Source organism: Mesorhizobium sp. KR9-304, from assembly GCF_040049215.1.
GTDB lineage: Bacteria > Pseudomonadota > Alphaproteobacteria > Rhizobiales > Rhizobiaceae > Mesorhizobium_K.
Genome location: NZ_JBDZDN010000001.1, coordinates 837,962 through 856,070, shown reverse-complemented (window position 1 = coordinate 856,070; position 18,109 = coordinate 837,962). Strand labels below are relative to the sequence as shown.

Genomic DNA, 18,109 nt, shown 5'->3' with positions numbered 1-18,109 from the left:
GCACCGTAACATTTCCGAATGCCGGACGGTAGTCCGCAATCCTGGAAAAACAAGAACGATGAACATACGCACCTCGCTCAAATCGAATGCCAAGGGTCAGCCGGAATCCGGTCCCGAAACCGCCGCGGACGAAGAAAGCACCGGCTCGCGCAGCGTGCGCCGCGCGCTCGACATATTCGAGCTGATGCTCAAGCGGGCCGAGCCGATCACGGTCGCGCAGATCGTTACCGAGCTGTCGATCCCGAAATCCACCGCCTACGAACTGGTGCGCACGCTGTCGGAAGGCGACTATCTGGCGCCGTCCGGCCGCGGCAGCGGGCTCTTCCTCGGCCGCAAGCTGTTCGAGCTCGGCATGGCCTATCGCGGCCATGTCGATCTGTTGAAGGACGGCAGCCGCATTGCCGAGCAGCTGCGCGACGAGACCGGCGAGACCGTGCAGCTCTCCGTGCTCGACAACGACCTGATGATGGTGCTGCTGAAGGAGGAGGGGGTGCGCGCCTTGCGCATCATCAGCCAGGTCGGCTCCCGCGTTCCGGTGAACTGGGCGGCGGCGGGCCGGCTTCTCGTGTCCGACCTGGACGACAAGGCCTTGACGGCGCTGCTGACCGCGACGGTGCGCCCCTCGCCGACGGGCCGGGCGGCGACCGACGTGAAGAAGCTGATCACGCAGATCCGGAAATTCCGCCGCCAGGGCTATGCGACCGAGATCAACGAGACCAACGAGCACGCCGGCTGCGTCGCGGCGCCGGTGGTCGATGCGGCAGGCCGCTGTGTGGCCACCTTGAGCGTGGTCGCGCCCGAACAGCGGCTGACCAAGCCCAACCGGGATTATCTCATCGAGCGCGTGATGAACGCAGCCGAGAAGCTGTCGCGCCGGCTCGGCTGAAAATCTGCTCCAATCTTCAGCGGCCGGCGTGCAAGCGCTCGAGCCGGTCGAGCAGCGCGTCTTCTGCGAGGTCGCCGCGCAGATGCGCCTCAACAAGCCCGCCGGCTGCTTCCTGGAAGGCGAGATAGCCGTTGTAGCGGGGGCGGACCCAGCAGGCTTCCATCGTCGCCAGCGTGTTCCGGTAGCAGCCGCCGAAACGTTGGTTGATCGCCTCGTCCAGCCAGAGCGCGCGGTGCGCCGGCTGGCCGTGATGTTCGGCGAAAACCCGCTGTGTGGCAAGCTCGGCGGCGAAGCGGACATAGTCGAACGCGGCCTCGCGATGTCTGCATTTAGCGGAGACTGCGAGCCCGGTGCCGCCGATGGTCGAGCCGGTGGGGCCGGTGGGGCCGGGGAGGTCGTGGAAGCGCAGCGGGCGGCGCTGGTCGGCCTCGGCATAGGTGGCATAGCAATAGACGGCGGGGCAGAAGACGAGGTCGTCGCGTGCGGCCATCTCGTCATGCAGCCGGATGCTGTTCCAGTCGAGCGCCTCGCGCGGGCAGAACTCCAGCAGGCCGCGCAGCAGGCCGAGGGCGCCGCGCGCCGTGGGGCGGTCCGCGAAGGGCTCTTCCTGCGTGGTCGCGCAAGGGGTCCCGAGATTGGCCATCAAGGTGAAGAAGGTCATCAGGCTGTGTACGCCCGATAGTCCGATGGCGAGGCTGAGCGACCTGCGCCGGGCTTTTGCGCCGAGCGATATCAGCTCGCTCCAGTTGCGCGGCGGCTCTGCGTCGAGCGCCTGCATGAGATCGGGACGCGACACGGCGACTTGGGCCGCGGCATCGACCGGCAGTGCCCATAGGCTTCCCTTCATGCGGTAGGTCGCAAGCGACGGTCCCACGAAGAGGTCATCCGAAAGACCGCCGATCCCGTCGAGCGGCGCTAGCGAGCCGGAGGCGGATACCGCGCCCATGAACGGATGGTCGAGGATGATCAGGTCGTAGTCCTCGGCGAGCGCGTCGACCGAGGTGAATTCGAAGCCCGCGAGCGGTCGCGATGACCACTCGATGTCGATGTCGGGGTGGCGATTGCGGAACTGCGGCAGGCTATACGTCAACGGGTCTATTGCGCGGCGATGATCCCAAGTCATCCCGCGCAGCTTTACAGGCGCCATTCCGAACGTCCCCTCATGCCAGATCGGAGACCGGAATTGCGCGCCGGCGCGTCTCCGGTTCCTTGACTCGCAAGCTAACACGGATATTGTGCCAGTCTACATAAATGTACGCCTATCCGGTATTTCGGAAAAGGCGACATATCGGGGAACTGGTTGTCAGGGAGAACAGGACGATGAAAATTTCTGCGTGGTTATCCGGCGCGGCGATGGCAGCGCTCGGTCTGACAGGGTCGGCGACGACGGGATTTGCCGCCGCCGGCGACGAATGCGTGAAGATTTTGGGCTATGAGTGGAGCGGCGAGAAGCAGTCGATGGATCCCGCCGACATGCATTCCGGCGACGATGCCTACCACACCTTCGCCGTCTATAACCGGCTAGTCGACATCGACGACAACTTCAACGTCCTGCCGGAGCTGGCGACGGAATGGTCGGTGTCGGAAGACGGGCTGACCTGGACCTTCAAGCTGCGCGAAGGCGTGAAATTCCATTCCGGCAAGGATTTTTCGTCCGCCGACGTGGTGTGGAGCTTCAAGCGCCTGCTCGACGAGAAGACCGGCTCTGGCGCACGCGCGGTGCTCGAATTCCTCGACGCGGACGGCATCAGCGCGCCGGATGCCACGACGGTCGTCTTCAAGACGAAGAACCCGGTGGTCGAACTGCCGGTGCTGATCACCAACAAGTTCACCAACATCGTTCCTGATGGCGCGACCGGCGAGACGCTCAAGCTGAAAGCCGACGGCACCGGCCCGTTCATGCAGGAACAATTCACGCCCAATGCGCCGGTGCGCATCCTGCGCAAGAATCCGAACTACTGGAACGCCGGCCACCCGAAGTCGGAATGCCTGCGCATCACGGTCGCGCAGGAAGCGGTGGCCGCCGTGTCGGCGATCAAGGCGGGGCAGGTCGACCTCATGCTCAATGTCGATCCTTCGGTCATCTCGACGCTGAAGGACGATCCGTCGGTGAAGCTGCTGGAGACGGCCGCGTCCAACTCGATGACCGTATCGGCGTGGATCGACACGCCGCCCTTCGACAATCCCAAGGTGCGCGAGGCGATGAAGCTCGTGGTCGACCGCCAGGCGATGGTCGACACCGTGCTGCTCGGCTTCGGCGAACCGGGCGCCGACAACCCGGTGCCGGTTGGCAGTCCTGCTTCCTACGTCAAGGAAGCCCCCAAACAGGATATCGAGAAGGCCAAGGCTCTGCTCGCGGAGGCCGGCTACAAGGACGGCCTGAGCTTCGACCTCTATACCGCCGAAGGCGTGCCGGGCATGGTGTTGATGGCGCAGGTCTATGCCGAGATGGCGAAGGCCGCGGGCATGAACATCAACGTCATCGTCACGCCGGCCGAAAGCTTCTGGGACGACGTCTGGCTGAAGAAGCCGCTGGTGACCTCCGCCTGGTCGATGCGCCCGCCGGGCGAGGGCCTCGCCACCGCCTATACGCAGACCGCGAAGTGGAAGGAGACGCATTGGGAGCGTCCCGACTATGACGCGCTGCTGCTCAAGGCCAACACCACCGTCGACGCCGCCGAGCGCACCAAGCTGTTCCAGGAGACCGGCAAGATGCTCGCCACCGAGGGCGGGCTGGTGCTGCCGATGTTCGTGCATCAGGTGCTGGCGCTGCGCGCCGGCTGCGACGGCTACACGCCGCGGGCGCAGAACTTCAACCTGAACTTTGAAGATCTGAGCTGCAAGTAATAGACTGCCCGCGCTCCGGATTTCCAGGGGCGCGGGACTCCATCGATGCCGATCTATGACGGGGAGCCGGCGTGACCATCTTCAAACTGGTGATCCGCCGGTCCCTCATGTCCGTCGTGACACTGATCCTGGTGTCGCTCATCATCTTCTGGATGCTTGAAGTGCTGCCGGGCGACGTCGCGTCCCGCATCCTCGGGCGCGACGCGACGGCCGAGATGCTGGCGCAACTGCGCACCGAACTCGGGCTCGACCGGGCGGCGCCGGTTCGGTATCTGGCCTGGCTGGGCGGGCTCGTCACCGGCGATCTCGGCCAGTCGCTGGTTTCCAGCCGGCCGGTGTCGGAAATCCTCAGCCCCCGCATCTTCAACACGGTGCTGCTGTCGGCCTACGCCTTTCTGATCTATCTGCCGCTGACCATCATCCCGGCGCTTCTGCAGGCGCTCAACCGCGACCGCGCGGTTGATCATGCCTTCTCGGTGGTGACGCTGGTGCTTTTGTCGCTGCCCGATTTCCTGCTGGCGACGATCCTGCTTTTGAGCTTCGTCGTGATGGTGCCGCTGTTGCCGGCGATCTCGCTCGTCGACGCAAGTTCCAGTGCGTGGGAATATTTCCGGGCGATGACCCTGCCGGCGCTGACGCTGGCGATCGTCATGGCCGTCTATGCGGTGCGCATGCTGCGCGACAATCTGATCGAGGTGCTGGACTCCGACTATATCCGCATGGCGGAACTGAAGGGCCTGTCGCGCAGGCGCGTGCTCTTGCGCCATGCGCTGCCCAACGCGCTGGTGCCGACGCTCAACGTGACGGCGCTCAACCTCGCCTATCTGGTCGGCGGCGTGGTGGTGGTCGAGAAGGTGTTCTCCTATCCGGGCTTCGGCAGCCTGCTGGTCGATTCGCTGCAGCTGCGCGACCTGCCTGTCATCGAGGCGACGGTGATGATCGCCGCCTTCGTCTATGTCGCGGCGAACCTGATCGCCGACGTCGCGGCGATCCTGCTCAACCCGCGTCTCAGGACCGGGTGATATGAGCACCGAGACGCTTTCAGCGCCACCGGCCAGATGGACCGGCCTGCTGCCGCTCTGGCGGCAGACGCCGCTGAGCTTTCGCATCGGCCTGATCGTGCTCGTGCTTCATTTGCTCGTCGCAGCGACGGGCCCGTTCTGGGCGCCCTACGGTTTCTCGCAGATGGGCACCGGACACCCGCTGTCCGGCATGGACTGGGCGCATCCGTTTGGCGTCGATCAGCTCGGACGCGATATCTTTTCGCGCGTCGTCCACGGCAGCCATATCGTCATCCTGCTGTCGCTGTCCGGAACGCTGCTCGGACTTGTCGTCGGCGCCGTGCTTGGCTTGCTGTCGGGCTATGTCGGCGGCTGGGTCGACGAGATCCTGCAGCGTCTGCTCGAAGCCCTGATCAGCATCCCCTTCCTCGTGCTGGCGCTGATCGCGATCGCGGCGGCGGGCCCCGAGCTCTCCGGCAACCCGGTCCTGATCGTGCTCGTCGTGGCGCTGGTCTATGCGCCGCGCATCGCGCGCATGGCACGCTCGGTGGCGGTCGACATCGCGACGCGCGACTACGTGACCGTCGCGCGCCTGCGCGGCGAGAACGCATGGTCGGTGATGCGGCGCGAACTGCTGCCGAACGCAACGAGCGTGCTCCTGGTCGAATTCGCCTTGCGGGCGGGCTACGCGCCCGTGCTGATCGGCTCGCTTGGCTTCCTCGGCTTCGGGCTCAGGCCGCCCACGCCCGAATGGGGACTGATGATCAGCGAGAACCGCGCACTGATCATGATCACGCCGATCACGGTGCTCGGACCGGGACTGGCGCTTGCGTCGCTGGTCGTCGGGCTGAACCTCTTCACCGAAGGGCTGGCGCGCATCCTCGGCCGCACGGTCAAGCTCGGGGTGCAGTGAATGGGCGCGGCACCCGCCATCTCGGTCGAGGGTCTGTCGGTATCGTACCGGCAGGGGGCGGGCTTCCTGCGCGTCGTCGACGACGTGAATTTTTCGGTCGCGCCTGGAGAGGTATTCGGTCTGGTCGGCGAATCCGGCTGCGGCAAGTCGACGATAGCATTGCAGCTTCTGGGCTATCGTCCCCCGGCTATGCGCACGGATGCCGGCGCCATACGCTTCGACGGCCGCGACCTGCTTGCGCTCGACCGGCCGGAACTCGACAAGATACGCGGCGCGCGCATTGCCTTCGTGCCGCAGAATCCGACCACGGCGCTCAATCCGGGCATGAGGGTCGGCGCGCAGATCGACGAGATCCTGCGGGCGCATGGAAGCGGCGATCCCGACAAACGCCTACGGCGCACACTCGAACTATTCCGCCTGGTCGGGCTGCCGGCCGAGATCCAATTCCTGCGGCGCTTTCCGCACCAGCTTTCGGGCGGCCAGCAGCAGCGCGTCTGCATCGCCATGGCGCTGGCCTGCGAGCCCGCCTTCGTGGTGCTCGACGAACCGACGACCGGTCTCGACGTGACGACACAGGAGCAGATCGTCGCCCTGCTGGTCGACCTCCGGGCGCGGCTGAAGATGTCGATGCTCTACGTCACGCACGATCTCGGCCTGCTGTCCGAGATCGCCGACCGCATCGGCGTCATGTATGCGGGCAGGATGGTCGAGATCGCCCCGACCGCCGAACTCTTCACCGATCCGAAACATCCCTATACGCGCGGATTGATAGGCTCGATACCTAACATCGAGGACAAATCGGGTCTTCCCGCGCGGCCATTGCGCGGTCTCTTGCAGCGGCACGATCTGCCCAAGGGCTGCCCCTTCGCGCCGCGCTGCGACTGGGCCCTGGACAGGTGCTTCGAGGAAAAACAGGAACTTCAGCGGGCGGGTGCGGACCGCGAGGTCGCCTGCTGGCGCTGGCCGGAGATTTCAGTGCCGGCCGACGCGCGCGCCGTGACGCAGGCGGCCGAGGTCGAGCATGCCGAACGGCTTCTGGCGATCGGCAATGTCAGCGTCGTCTATGGCTCCGGCAGGAATGCGTTTCTCGCGCTGCGTGAGATCAGCCTCGATATCGGCAAGGGCGAGACGGTGGCGCTGGTCGGCGAGTCCGGCAGCGGCAAGTCGACGCTGGCGCGCGCCGTGGCCGGGCTGATCGCGCCGGCCGAGGGCGAAATCAGGCTTTCCGGCAAGGCGCTCGCGGGACTCGTGAAGGACCGTACGCCGCAGGAGCGGCGGCTGATCCAGTTCGTGTTCCAGAATCCGGATGCCTCACTCAATCCGCGCGCACGCATCGCCAAGGCGCTGTCGCGGCCGCTGGAATTTTTCTTCGGGAGATCGTCGCAGGCAGACGTCACGGCCGCACTTGCCGACGTCAGGCTCGACGGGAAATATGCAGCCCGCTTTCCGGACGAGCTTTCGGGCGGCGAACGCCAGCGCGTCGCCATCGCACGCGGGCTGATCGCCGAACCGACGCTGCTTTTGTGCGACGAGATCCTGTCGGCGCTCGACGTTTCGGTGCAGGCAAGCATCCTGGCGCTGCTGCAGCGGCTGAAGGCCGAACGCGGCATCGCCATGCTGTTCATCTCGCACGACCTCGCCGTCGTGCGCATGCTGGCCGACCGGGTCTGCGTGCTGTTTCGCGGCGACATCATGGAGATCGGCCGCCGCGACCAGATTTTCGCCGCCCCGTTCCACCCTTACACGCACAGCCTGCTGGAGGCGGTGCCGACGCCGCTGAAGCCGAGCCCGCATCGCGGCCCGGGCCGCGACGCGGCGAAAGCGCCGTCCGCGGCCGGTTGCGCCTATGCAGGCCGATGCGCCTGGCAGATCGGCGATATCTGCGAGAGCGAGCGGCCGCCTTGGCGCGAAACCGACGAAGGCTTGCGCATACGCTGCCACCACTCGCTGGACGAACTGGCGCGCCGGGCCACCTGGCCGGGCGCGACGATAACGACAAACGACAATTCTGGAGACCGGAGAGCGACGATATGAAAATTACCGAGATCGAGTGTTTCGTGCTGCTCGTGCCGGACTACCGCGCCGACGCGAATTCGTCGGCGCAGGACAATCTCGTCGTGAAGATCCACACCGACGACGGCCATGTCGGCATCGGCGAGACCGACACCAACCCGTGGGTCGCGCGCGCCATGATCGAGGCGCGGGGCACCCACATCATGGGCCTGGGGCTGACCGAGATGCTGATCGGCGCCGATCCGAGCGATGTCGAAGGGCTCTGGGAGCGCATGTACAAGGGGTCGGCGATGACCGGCCGGCGGGGCCTCGGCATCTGCGCCATCGGCGCGCTCGACATGGCGCTGTGGGATTTGCGCGGCAAGATCGAGGGCAAGCCGTGCTGGCAGCTTCTCGGCGGCGCGGTCAACCCGGTCATCACGCCCTATGCCTCGCTGTTGCCCGAAGGCGACGACCTCGAGACCTACACACGCATCCTGGTCGAGCGGGCGGTGAAGGCGAAGGAACTCGGCTTCCGCGCGGTGAAACTCGAGGTCTGCACCAAGGGGCCTTACTCCCACAATTCGCTGCAGATCGAGGACGACCGCGAGATCGCAAAAATCGTCGCCGCATGCCGCAAGGCGATCGGGCCGGAAATGACGGTGATGGTCGACGTCGCCTATGCCTGGCGCGACTGGAAGGAAGCGCTGCGCGCCATCGAGATGTTTGCCGGCGAGGACATCTTTTTCATCGAGACGCCGCTGCCGTCCGACGACGTCGAGGGCTACGCCAAGCTGGTGAAGGCCTCGCCCGTGCGCGTGGCGGCGGGCGAGTGGCTGAACACGCGCTTCGAGTTCCTCGAACTCTTCCGCGCCGGCGGCCTGGACGTGGCGCAGCCCGACGTCGGCCGCGTCGGCGGCCTGACCGAGGCGCGGCGCGTGGCCCAGCATGCCGCCGACCATGGACTGCTCGTGGTGCCGCATTGCTGGAAATCGGCGATCGGCATCGCGGCCTCGGCGCATCTCTCGGTCGTGTCGCCGACCTGCACCCACATCGAATTCCTGCCGCGCGAACTCGCCGATTCGAGGCTCAGGATGGAACTCTGCTCGGAGGAGCTGCCGATCGTCGACGGCCGCATCCCTCTGCCGACCAAGCCCGGGCTTGGCGTCACCATCGACGAAAACGCCCTCAATTCATTCCGCGTCTGATCAAGGATTTTTGCATGCCTATCGAAGCCATCGATTTTTTCTACCTCTCCATGCCGGTCGTCGAGGACATCGGCGACGGCAGCCAGGACGCGCTTGTCGTGCGCGTGGCGGCCGACGGCGTGATCGGCTGGGGCGAGTGCGAGGCGTCGCCGCTGACCTCGATCGCGGCTTACGTCGCGCCGATGTCGCACGGCGCCTGCAAGCCGGTGGAAGCCGTGGTGCTTGGCCGCAAGGTCGACTCGCCGGCCGACATTTATGGGCTCGCCGCCGCCGTCGAACTGGAATGCATGGACCTGCTGCAGGCAGCGCACACCTGGTCGGGCATCGAGATGGCGCTGTGGGACATTCTGGGCAGGAAGCGCGATGCGCCGGTCTACGAATTGCTTGGCTACAAGAAGGCTTATCCGAAGCTGCCCTACGCCTCGCAGCTTTTCGGCGACACGCCGGCCGGGACGCTGGCCGGCTGCCGGTCGGCGCGCGACAAGGGTTACCGGGCGGTGAAATGCGGCTGGGGTCCGTTCGGGCGCGGTGGCCTCGCGGATGATCGCGACCATCTGCAGGCCGCGCGCGAAGGGCTGGGACCGGAAGGCACGCTGCTCATCGATGCAGGCCAGATCTTCCGCGAGGATGTCGATGCGGCGGCGGCGCGCATTTCGATGCTGGAGGAAGTGGGAGCGACCTGGCTGGAGGAGCCGTTCCACGGCGGCGCCTACGACGCCTACGGCAAGCTCGATGCGCGCAGCGGCAAGATAAAACTCGCCGGCGGCGAGGCCTCGCACAATGTGCACATGGCGCGCCAGCTGATCGATTACGGCAAGGTGTCCTACATCCAGATCGACTGCGGCCGCATCGGCGGCATCGGTCCGGCCAAGGAGGTCGCCGATTATGCCGTTGCGCGGGGCGTGACCTATGTGAACCACACCTTCACATCGCATCTGGCGCTCTGCGCCTCGCTGCAACCCTTTGCGGGTCTGGAGAAGCATGTCATCTGCGAGTATCCATTCGCGCCGAAATCGGTCGCCTGGGATATGTCGCAGACGCATCTGACGCCGGATGCAAATGGCGAGGTCAACGTGCCTGCGGAGCCGGGGCTCGGAGTCACGATGAGCGCCGAGGGGATCAGGAAATATCTCGTCGACGCCGAGATCTCCGTGAAGGGCAAGGTGCTCTATCGGACGCCGAAGCTTTAGTGGGGCGCCCCTCCCTTCTCCCCTTGAGGGAGAAGGTGTCGCCGAAGGCGACGGATGAGAGGTGCTGCGCGGGGCGCAAGACGCCAAGCAACATGGCTGGCACTGTCAACGCCGAGTTCTTCCAGCACCCCTCATCCGACCTCGCTCTCGCTTCGCTCGGCTCGGCCACCTTCTCCCTCAAGGGGAGAAGGAAGGGGCGCTAAATCTTCGGGTAGCGCACCGGCAGACCGGCGACCGGCATCGGCGCGGTGTGGACGGACCAGCCGCAGATCGAGGCGATGATCAGGGTCTTCAGATCGGGGCCGCCGAAGGCGATGTTGGTCGGCGCGACCAGCATCAACTGTTCCCAGTCGTCGTAGAGCGTGATCAGCTCGCCGGCGACGGTCAGGCGGTAGACGATGTTGGGGTTGTAGAGGCTGATGTAGAGATCGCCGGCCGTGTCGAAGGCGAGGCCGTCAGGCACTTGCCGCGGCAGCTCGATCAGCACCTCGCGTTTGCCGGCGCTGCCGTCGGCCTTGATCTCGACGCGCGAGATGAGGGGAGGGCAGGATTCGGCGACATAGAGCCAGCGTCCGTCGGCGGACAGGCACAGGCCGTTGGTGAAGCCGCTCGCCTGCCGGTCCCAGATTTCGGCGACGCCGCCCGGCGCGACCTTCCAGATGAAGCCGTCGCGCGCACCCCAGGCGCCGGAATCCGAGACGTAGAGATTGCCGCGGTCGTCGAACACCGGATAGTTCGGCACGCGCATCTTCTGCGAGGCGTTGCCATTGGCATAGGTGCTGATCTTGCCGTCCGGCGTAATGCGGTGGACGCAGGCCGAGCGATCGTCGCAGGCATAGGTGTTGGCGTCGGCGTCATGCGCCAGTCCGAGCAGGAAGCCGCCCTCGACCCGCGCGACCTCTTCGATGCCCTTTCCGTCGAGGCTGAAGCGATAGAGCTGGCCGGCTTCCCCGCCGGCATAGGCGCGTCCGTCCGGGCCCCAGGCGACGGCCTCCGGATGGTCGAAGGCATAGCCGACATTGGCGAGCTTGAGCGTTTGGGATTCGTCCGCCATGCATAATATCCTTCGAGCTGTCCGGGCGCGCAAATGAAAGGCGCCCGAAGGGCCTTGCGCCCTTGACGCGACTTTCGGGCAAAGTCTAATATCTTCCGGCATATCAGAGCAAGGTCCAACATTCCGGAAGACGGCCTGATGGGCGGATCGGCAAAAGGTCGATTCCAGGTATGCTAGGAGTGTGGCGTTGGGTCTGCTGAACGACAGGGTCTGCCTCGTCACCGGCGCCGGTCAGGGACTTGGCCGCGCGGTTTCGCTGGAGATGGCGCGCGAGGGCGCCAAGGTCGTCCTGCTCGAACGCAACGCCGCCACGGCCGCTTCCGTCGAAGATGAAATCAGGACCGCGGGAGGGCACGCGTATCACTATGCGCTCGACGTGACCGACTACGACCGCTACGGCGAGATCGTCGCCGACGTGATCGCCAAGCTCGGCCGCGTCGACGTGCTGGTCAACAACGCCGCCATCAACCCGCCGACCAGGACGATCCTCAACGACACGCTGGAGGATTGGCGGCGCACCATCGCGATCAACCTCGAAGCCGTCTACATGGGCAGCAAGCTCGTCGCTCCGCAGATGGTGAAGCAGGAGGGCGGCCGCATCATCCATATCGCCTCGATCCAGGGCTTTGCCTCGAGCGGCGACACCGGCCCCTACAACGCCGCCAAGGGTGGCATCATCGCCTATACGAAATCGATGGCCGTGGAACTCGGACCGTATAATATCCTCGTCAATGCGGTGGCGCCCGGCTTCATGGCGACGCCGATGTCGATCGTGAACGGCGTCGACGAGGCGGAAACGCCGGATTTCCTCGAATGGTATGTGCGCCGCCGCAAGATACCGCTCGGCCGCACCGGCTATCCCGAGGATGTCTCCGGATCCGTGGTGTTCCTGGCGTCCGATTATTGCCGCTACATGACCGGCCAGTTGCTGGTGGTCGATGGCGGCCTGATGAGCACGTTCTGACAGCGACGCAACAGGGGAATGGAAAAATGACGGATAAAAAAGACTGGGATCTATCCCGCCGCGAATTGATGAAAATGGGGCTGGCGCTCGGCGCGGGCTCAGCACTTGGCGGCATGCTGCCCGGCTCGGCGCGCGCTCAAGGGTTGACGCTCGACATGTGGTGGTGGGGCGAGCAGGAGTTGCCCGGCCTGCAGAAATTCGTCGACAGTTCGGTCGCCGCCTACAAGGATGCGACCGTGAAGCCGATGCTTCAGGATACGGCCGTCGTCATCTCGCAGTTCCAGACGGCCGCCGCCGCCGGCAACGCGCCTGACATCCAGTATCTCTGGAACGGCATCTACCACATGGAGAGCGTGTGGTTCGGCTATCTCAAGGGCCTCAAAGAACTGATCAAGCCGGAGATCCTGACCGCGTCCACGCCGACCAAGCTCAGCAATTTCGGTGGCGATACATGGCGCGTCGGCTGGTATCCGCTGCCGATGCTGTGGATATACAACAAGAAGCTGTTCGAGCAGGCCAAGCTCGACCCGAACGCGCCGCCCAAGACCTGGGACGAACTGCTCACCACCTGCGAGGCGCTGAAGACGGCCGGCATCGAGCCGCTCGGCGGCGGTATCCAGGACGGCTACTGGAGCGAGTGGTACATCAGCCATTCGCTGCCGCAGAACCTCGACTCGCTCGGCGAGGCGGTGGAGCTGTTCATCGGCGACAAGGATTTCCGCGATCCGAAATATCACGAGCATTGGGTGAAGCTCGAGGAGCTGAAGACCAAGGGCTACCTCAACAAGGACATGTCGTCGCTCGAACTCTATCCGGGCATCGATCTCGTGCCGGCCGGCAAGCTCGCCATGGGCCAGTCGATCGGCACGCGCCTTCCCGCCGACCTGAAGACGGCGAATGGCGAGATCGGCGTCATGGTCATGCCGGTGTTCGGCAAGGGCAAGCTCGCCGGCCAGCCGCTGCTCGACGTGCAGGGCCTCGGCATATCGAGCAACGCCGAGGACCCGAAGGCCGCCGCGGCGTTCCTCGAATTCCTGAACTCGCCGGAGCGGCTGAAGGCGTTCTGGGACGCGACCGGCTGGATACCCTCCAACACCACCTTCGATACCAGCGTGATCACCGACGCGACGGTGCGCTCGATGTGGGAGAACTGGGGGCTGAAGGCCAACATCTCCAACGTCACCAACGTGATGCCCGGCCAGTTCTACGAACGCGCCGCCATCCCGACGGGCCAGCAGATCGTGCAGGGTTCCATGACCGGCGAGCAGGCCGGCGAACTCGCGGCCAACACCGCCAAGGAATGGCGGGAGTTCAACCCCGACCTGGTCGAGAACTACCAGAAGTGGGTCGTCGACCTTTCGGCTACGTGATCGGTTAGCATTGTTGAAGAGATACAGGGGGAGGGGGCGTCCGAGACGCCCCCTCCCGTCATGCCGGAGATGTCGTTGCAAATCTTAATACCCCCACCCATGGCGCGTTTCGCCGGATTCGCATCATGACCAGAGCATCCCGGCTCACGCCGTACCTCTATGTCGCGCCGCTCGTCGCGCTGATGGCCTTCGTCTTCGGCTACCCGCTGGTGCGCATCTTCGAATTCAGCTTCAAGATGGTGCGCGGCATCGATGGGCCGTGGATCGGCCTGCGCAACTACCAGCTCGTGCTGGGCCAGGACCTCTTTTGGGAATCGGTGCTGCACAATCTGCAGCTTCTGCTCGCCATCCCGGTCATGGTGGCGATCTCGTTGCTGGTGTCGATCCTTCTCTACGAGCGCGTCGCCGGCTGGAAGCTCTACCGCATCATCGTCTTCGTGCCCTTCGTGCTGGCGATCCCGATCATCGCGGTGGTGATGAAGCGCATGTTCCAGTTCAGCGGGCCTGTGAACGAAGTGCTGAGGTGGCTGAGCCTGGATTTCATGGCGCTCGACTGGATCGGCTCGTCCGACGTGGCGCTGTGGACGGTGATGATCCTGATCATCTGGCGCGAATCCGCGCTCGGCATCATCCTCTTTCTCGCCCGGCTGCTCAGCCTCGACGAATCGCTGATCGAGGCGGCCAAGCTCGAGGGCGCCAACTGGTGGCAGCGGGCGCGCTACATCATCCTGCCGCAGATGCGCGGCGTCATCGAGTTCTACGTGGTGGTCAGTGCCATCACCATGCTGTCGGCCGTCTTCGCCTATGTCTATGTCATCGGCGGGGGACGCGGCGGGCCGGGAACGGCGACGACGGTGGTCGAGTTCTACATCTTCAACGCGCTGATCCGCACCAGCCTTCCGGGCATCGCCTCGGCGGCCTCGGTGCTGCTCTTCCTGGTGTCGGTGGCGCTGATCTTCCCGCTGTTCAGCGCGCGCCGCCGTGCCGCTGCCGACGAGGCCGCGCGATGAACAAGTTCCTCGCCGCCCTTCCCAAGCACGCTGTGCTGCTCTTTTCGGCCTTCCTGGCGCTGGTGCCGACCGTGTTCATGATCATGACGGCGCTGAAGACGGAGGAGGAATACGCGGTCGACAAGCTCGGCTTCCCGTCGATGCCGGTGCTCGAGAATTTCCGCGCCGTACTGGTCGACAGCCCCTTCCTGTGGTGGATGCTAAACAGCCTGATCCTGGTCGCCGGCGCGGTGGCCGTGAGCACGGTCGTCTCGTGCCTCGCCGCCTATGCGATCGCGCGCATGGAGTTCAAGGGCCGCGACACGCTGCTGGCGGTCAGCACTTCGCTGATGGCGGTGCCGCCGATCGTCATGATCGTGCCGCTCTTCGTGCTCTATTCGCGCATCGGCCTGATCAGCACCTACCAGGGCGCGATCCTGATCTATGCCGGCCTGATCACGCCGTTTTCGGTCTATCTGCTCGCAACCTTCTTCCGCACCGTGCCCAACGAACTGTTCGAATCGGCGCGCATGGACGGCGCGAGCGATTTCACCATTCTCATCAGAATAGTGCTGCCGCTGTCGGCGCCGGCGCTGGTGACGCTGCTGGTGGTGAACTCGCTCTATGTCTGGAACGACCTGCTGATCGCCATCATCTTCCTGCAGGACGACGCCAAGCGCACGCTGATGGCGGGCATCAGCGTCTTCCAGGGCCGCTACAACAACCAGGTGCCGCTGACCATGGCCGGCATGGTGATCGCATCGGCGCCCATGCTGATCCTCTACATCTCCTTCCAGAAATATTTCATCCGCGGCCTGATGGCGGGCGCGGTGAAATGACGGCTGGTGTGGTCATCGCCAGCGACGAACTGCGGGTGTCGGTCAATCCTGGCGTCGGCGGCACGATCACTGAGGTCACGCATCTGGGTTCGGGGCTGTCGGTGCTTGGCGCGGTTCCGTGGGACCCGGTCGATGCGCCTGTCGCGAGTCTGGCGGCCCGTGACGAGCCGGAGTGGCTGACGCGTTTCACCGGCGGCTGGCCTCTGCTCTTCCCGAACGGCGGCGACGCCTGCAATTTCGGCGGCATCTTCCACGGATTTCATGGCGAGGCTTCGATTTCGCCCTGGGAGTTTTCGGCATCGAAGAACTCGATCACATTGACCCGGCGCTTTTTCAGCGTGCCGGCCGAGATGGAGCGCGAGCTGACGGTCGAAGGCGACCTGCTCATTGTGAGCGAGCGCCTGAAGATGCATGGCGCGCGGCCGGTGGAGGTGATGTGGGGGCAGCACACGACCTTCGGCTCCGACCTTTTGGCGGGGCCGGTGGAGATCACGACGGGGGCGAAACGCGTCACAGTCGACGGCGGCTACGACCCGGCGGCCAATCCGCTGGTGCCGGGCGCGAAGGGTGACTGGCCGATGGTACCCGGGAAGAGCGGGCTGGTCGACCTGTCGAAACGCGCCGGTCCGCTCGCCGCGATGGCCTATCTGTACGATTTCGAACCGGCTCCGTCGGAGCGCGCCTGGGCGGCGATCAGGCGGCTGGATGTCGCTGTCGCCGTAGCGCTGTCATGGGATGCGGATCGTTTCCCTTGCGCCTGGCTATGGTACGAGCTTGGCGGCACGGTCGACGCGCCGTGGTTCGGGCGCGGCAACATGATCGGCATCGAGCCCTCGACGACGCTGTCGGGCGCCGGACTGGCCGATGCCAAGGCGCGCGGCACTGGCCTGCTGACGCTGGAGCCCGGCGCGGAACTGAGCGCCGAAGTCAGGTTGCACGTGTTCAGGCCCTCAGGGCGCGTGGATGTCGTCGATGCCGAAGGGCGCGCGACGGCCGGGTAGCCGGCGCCGTCACCGTTCCCCGCGCACGTAGAGCCAGAGCGTCACCGGCGCGAGGACAGCTGTCAGCGCTACGGGCGCGACCAGCGCGAGCCCGACCTGGGCGGCGGTCGCGTCGCCGCTCATCAGGCCGCGCATGGCCGTCGTCATCAGCGACACTGGATTGACGTCGACGAAGACGCGCAGCCAGCCGGGCATGGTCGCGGGATCGACCATGATGTTGGAGGCGAAGACCAGCGGGAAGATGGCCGTGAAGCCGATGGTCATCACCGTCATCGGCGTGCGGATGAGCAGGCCGAGAACCATGAAGATCCAGCCGACGCCGAAGCCGATGGCGATGAGCAGCGCGAAGGATGCGACGACCCCGAGGACGCCGGCTTCCGGCCGGTAGCCGAGGATGAGACCGATGGCGAGGATGATGCCGCCGGCGATCAAATGGCGCAGGATGTCGCCCACCATCAGCCCCGCGAAAGGCGACAGCGACCAGATGGGCAGCGAGCGGAAGCGGTCGAACAGGCCCTTGCCGAGGTCGGTCGACAGTCCCATGCCCGAATAGACCGAGTTGAACACCACGGTCTGCACTAGGATGCCGGGCAGGAAGAACTGCAGATATTCACTGGGCGAACCGGCCAGCGCGCCGCCGAACACGAAGGTGAAGAGCAGCGTGAACATGATCGGCGTCATCACCAGATCGAAGAGCTGCTCGGGCACGTGCTTGAACTTGAGCACGGCGCGCCAGCCGAAGACCAGCGCGTTGGAGAGTGCGGAAGGGGCCGCCGGCCGCTCGACCCTTTGCAGCCGATGCAGGGAGGTTGCGTCGCTCATGCCGCTTCGTCCTTCCGGGTTTCGGCCGAGGCTGGCTTGCCCTTGCCGGTGAGCGCGAAGAAGACCTCGTCGAGGCTGGGCTGGCCCATGGAGAAATCCGCAAGTTCGATGCCGGCGGCGATGAGCGCGGCGAGCGCCTCGTTGGCCTCCCTGGCCGTGCCGCCAAGCACGGAAAGCGCGGCGCCTTCGGTGCTGCGCTGGGCGGGATGCCCAAGCAGCGATTCCAGAATGGCGGAAGCCTCGTCGAGCCGCGCGGGATCGGCGAGCGCGACATGCAGGAAGCCCGAACCGGTGGCCGCCTTCAATTCACGGCTGGTGCCCTCGGCGATCTTCCTGCCGTGGTCGATGACGGCGATGCGCGCGGCGAGCTGGTCGGCCTCCTCGAGATATTGCGTGGTCAGCAGGATGGTGACGCCGGAATCCGCGAGGCCGCGGATCATCTTCCAGACGTCCTTGCGGGCGTTGGGATCGAGGCCGGTCGTCGGCTCGTCGAGGAAAAGCACGCCGGGCGTGACGATCAGCGATGCCGCGATGTCGAGCCTGCGCCGCATGCCGCCCGAATAGTTCTTGACCTGCCTGGTTGCGGCTTCGGAGAGGCCGAACGCTGCCATCAGATCGTCGGCCCTTCCCTTGGCGGCGCGGCCGCGGAAACCCCAGAGGCGCGCAAGCAGGACGAGGTTCTCGCGGCCGGTCAGATCCTCGTCGAGCGAGGCGAACTGCCCGGTCATGGCGATGGAGGCGCGAACCTCATGGGGAGATTGCAGCAGGTCGTGGCCCATGACGGTGGCGGAACCGGCGTCGGGCCGCGCGAGCGTCGCCAGCATGCGCATCAGCGTGGTCTTGCCGGCGCCGTTGGGTCCCAGGATGGCGAAGATCATGCCGCGTGGCACGATCAAATCGATGCCGTCAACGGCGCTAAGATCGCCGAAGGTCTTGACCAGGCCGCGCGCGACGATGGCAGGCCCGGTGGCGAGGGCGGACAGAGTTGCTGTCGGGGAAAGATCGTTCATGCGGTCGATCCGGGGATTTCTGG

Annotated in this window: 16 protein-coding genes; 12 read left to right on the top strand and 4 right to left on the bottom strand. The window is 65.4% G+C overall.

Annotated elements, in window-relative coordinates; translation table 11 throughout:
• Positions 1-58: 58 nt before the first annotated feature.
• Positions 59-886 (top strand): IclR family transcriptional regulator, encoded by an 828-nt coding sequence (locus ABLE71_RS04050; RefSeq protein WP_348782070.1) that lies wholly within the window; start codon positions 59-61, stop codon positions 884-886.
• 16 nt (positions 887-902) lie between these two features.
• On the opposite strand, the gene ABLE71_RS04045 is transcribed toward ABLE71_RS04050, so the two are convergent.
• Positions 903-2,033 carry an extracellular solute-binding protein gene (locus ABLE71_RS04045; RefSeq protein WP_348782069.1) on the bottom strand — a complete coding sequence of 377 codons (1,131 nt, stop codon included), beginning with the start codon at positions 2,031-2,033 and terminating at the stop codon, positions 903-905.
• Between the two features lie 173 nt (positions 2,034-2,206).
• On the opposite strand from ABLE71_RS04045, the gene ABLE71_RS04040 reads away from it, so the two are divergent.
• The 6 genes from ABLE71_RS04040 (at position 2,207) to ABLE71_RS04015 (ending at position 10,037) form a co-directional block, all read left to right on the top strand.
• A complete protein-coding gene (locus ABLE71_RS04040; protein WP_348782068.1) occupies positions 2,207-3,733 on the top strand; it encodes an ABC transporter substrate-binding protein in 1,527 nt (508 codons plus the stop codon).
• A 71-nt stretch (positions 3,734-3,804) separates the two neighbouring features.
• The gene (locus tag ABLE71_RS04035; RefSeq protein ID WP_348782067.1) at positions 3,805-4,755 is read left to right on the top strand and encodes an ABC transporter permease; all 951 of its coding nucleotides are present in this window, start codon (positions 3,805-3,807) and stop codon (positions 4,753-4,755) included.
• A gap of 1 nt (position 4,756) precedes the next feature.
• A complete protein-coding gene (locus ABLE71_RS04030; RefSeq protein ID WP_348782066.1) occupies positions 4,757-5,647 on the top strand; it encodes an ABC transporter permease in 891 nt (296 codons plus the stop codon).
• Positions 5,648-7,681 (top strand): ABC transporter ATP-binding protein, encoded by a 2,034-nt coding sequence (locus ABLE71_RS04025; protein ID WP_348782065.1) that lies wholly within the window; start codon positions 5,648-5,650, stop codon positions 7,679-7,681.
• Positions 7,678-8,847: a mandelate racemase/muconate lactonizing enzyme family protein gene (locus ABLE71_RS04020; protein WP_348782064.1), complete on the top strand. Its 1,170-nt coding sequence runs from the start codon at positions 7,678-7,680 to the stop codon at positions 8,845-8,847. The genes ABLE71_RS04025 and ABLE71_RS04020 overlap by 4 nt, the downstream gene beginning before the upstream one ends.
• 14 nt (positions 8,848-8,861) lie before the next feature.
• Positions 8,862-10,037: a mandelate racemase/muconate lactonizing enzyme family protein gene (locus ABLE71_RS04015; RefSeq protein WP_348782063.1), complete on the top strand. Its 1,176-nt coding sequence runs from the start codon at positions 8,862-8,864 to the stop codon at positions 10,035-10,037.
• Positions 10,038-10,236: 199 nt separating this feature from the next.
• On the opposite strand, the gene ABLE71_RS04010 is transcribed toward ABLE71_RS04015, so the two are convergent.
• A complete protein-coding gene (locus ABLE71_RS04010) occupies positions 10,237-11,091 on the bottom strand; it encodes an SMP-30/gluconolactonase/LRE family protein (RefSeq protein WP_348782062.1) in 855 nt (284 codons plus the stop codon).
• 187 nt (positions 11,092-11,278) lie between these two features.
• On the opposite strand from ABLE71_RS04010, the gene ABLE71_RS04005 reads away from it, so the two are divergent.
• The 5 genes from ABLE71_RS04005 (at position 11,279) to ABLE71_RS03985 (ending at position 16,254) form a co-directional block, all read left to right on the top strand.
• Positions 11,279-12,055: an SDR family oxidoreductase gene (locus ABLE71_RS04005; protein ID WP_348782061.1), complete on the top strand. Its 777-nt coding sequence runs from the start codon at positions 11,279-11,281 to the stop codon at positions 12,053-12,055.
• 26 nt (positions 12,056-12,081) lie between these two features.
• Positions 12,082-13,425: an ABC transporter substrate-binding protein gene (locus tag ABLE71_RS04000; RefSeq protein ID WP_348782060.1), complete on the top strand. Its 1,344-nt coding sequence runs from the start codon at positions 12,082-12,084 to the stop codon at positions 13,423-13,425.
• Between the two features lie 125 nt (positions 13,426-13,550).
• Positions 13,551-14,435: a sugar ABC transporter permease gene (locus ABLE71_RS03995; protein WP_348782059.1), complete on the top strand. Its 885-nt coding sequence runs from the start codon at positions 13,551-13,553 to the stop codon at positions 14,433-14,435.
• The gene (locus ABLE71_RS03990) at positions 14,432-15,253 is read left to right on the top strand and encodes a carbohydrate ABC transporter permease (RefSeq protein WP_348782058.1); all 822 of its coding nucleotides are present in this window, start codon (positions 14,432-14,434) and stop codon (positions 15,251-15,253) included. The genes ABLE71_RS03995 and ABLE71_RS03990 overlap by 4 nt, the downstream gene beginning before the upstream one ends.
• Positions 15,250-16,254 carry a hypothetical protein gene (locus tag ABLE71_RS03985; protein ID WP_348782057.1) on the top strand — a complete coding sequence of 335 codons (1,005 nt, stop codon included), beginning with the start codon at positions 15,250-15,252 and terminating at the stop codon, positions 16,252-16,254. Before ABLE71_RS03990 ends, ABLE71_RS03985 begins: the two co-directional genes overlap by 4 nt.
• Positions 16,255-16,263: 9 nt before the next feature.
• Here the strand turns inward: ABLE71_RS03985 and ABLE71_RS03980 are convergent, their stop codons facing one another.
• Positions 16,264-17,076, bottom strand: coding sequence for an ABC transporter permease (locus tag ABLE71_RS03980; RefSeq protein ID WP_348782056.1), 813 nt, complete (start codon positions 17,074-17,076; stop codon positions 16,264-16,266).
• Positions 17,073-18,086: an ATP-binding cassette domain-containing protein gene (locus ABLE71_RS03975; RefSeq protein ID WP_348782055.1), complete on the bottom strand. Its 1,014-nt coding sequence runs from the start codon at positions 18,084-18,086 to the stop codon at positions 17,073-17,075. Before ABLE71_RS03975 ends, ABLE71_RS03980 begins: the two co-directional genes overlap by 4 nt.
• Positions 18,087-18,109: the final 23 nt, after the last annotated feature.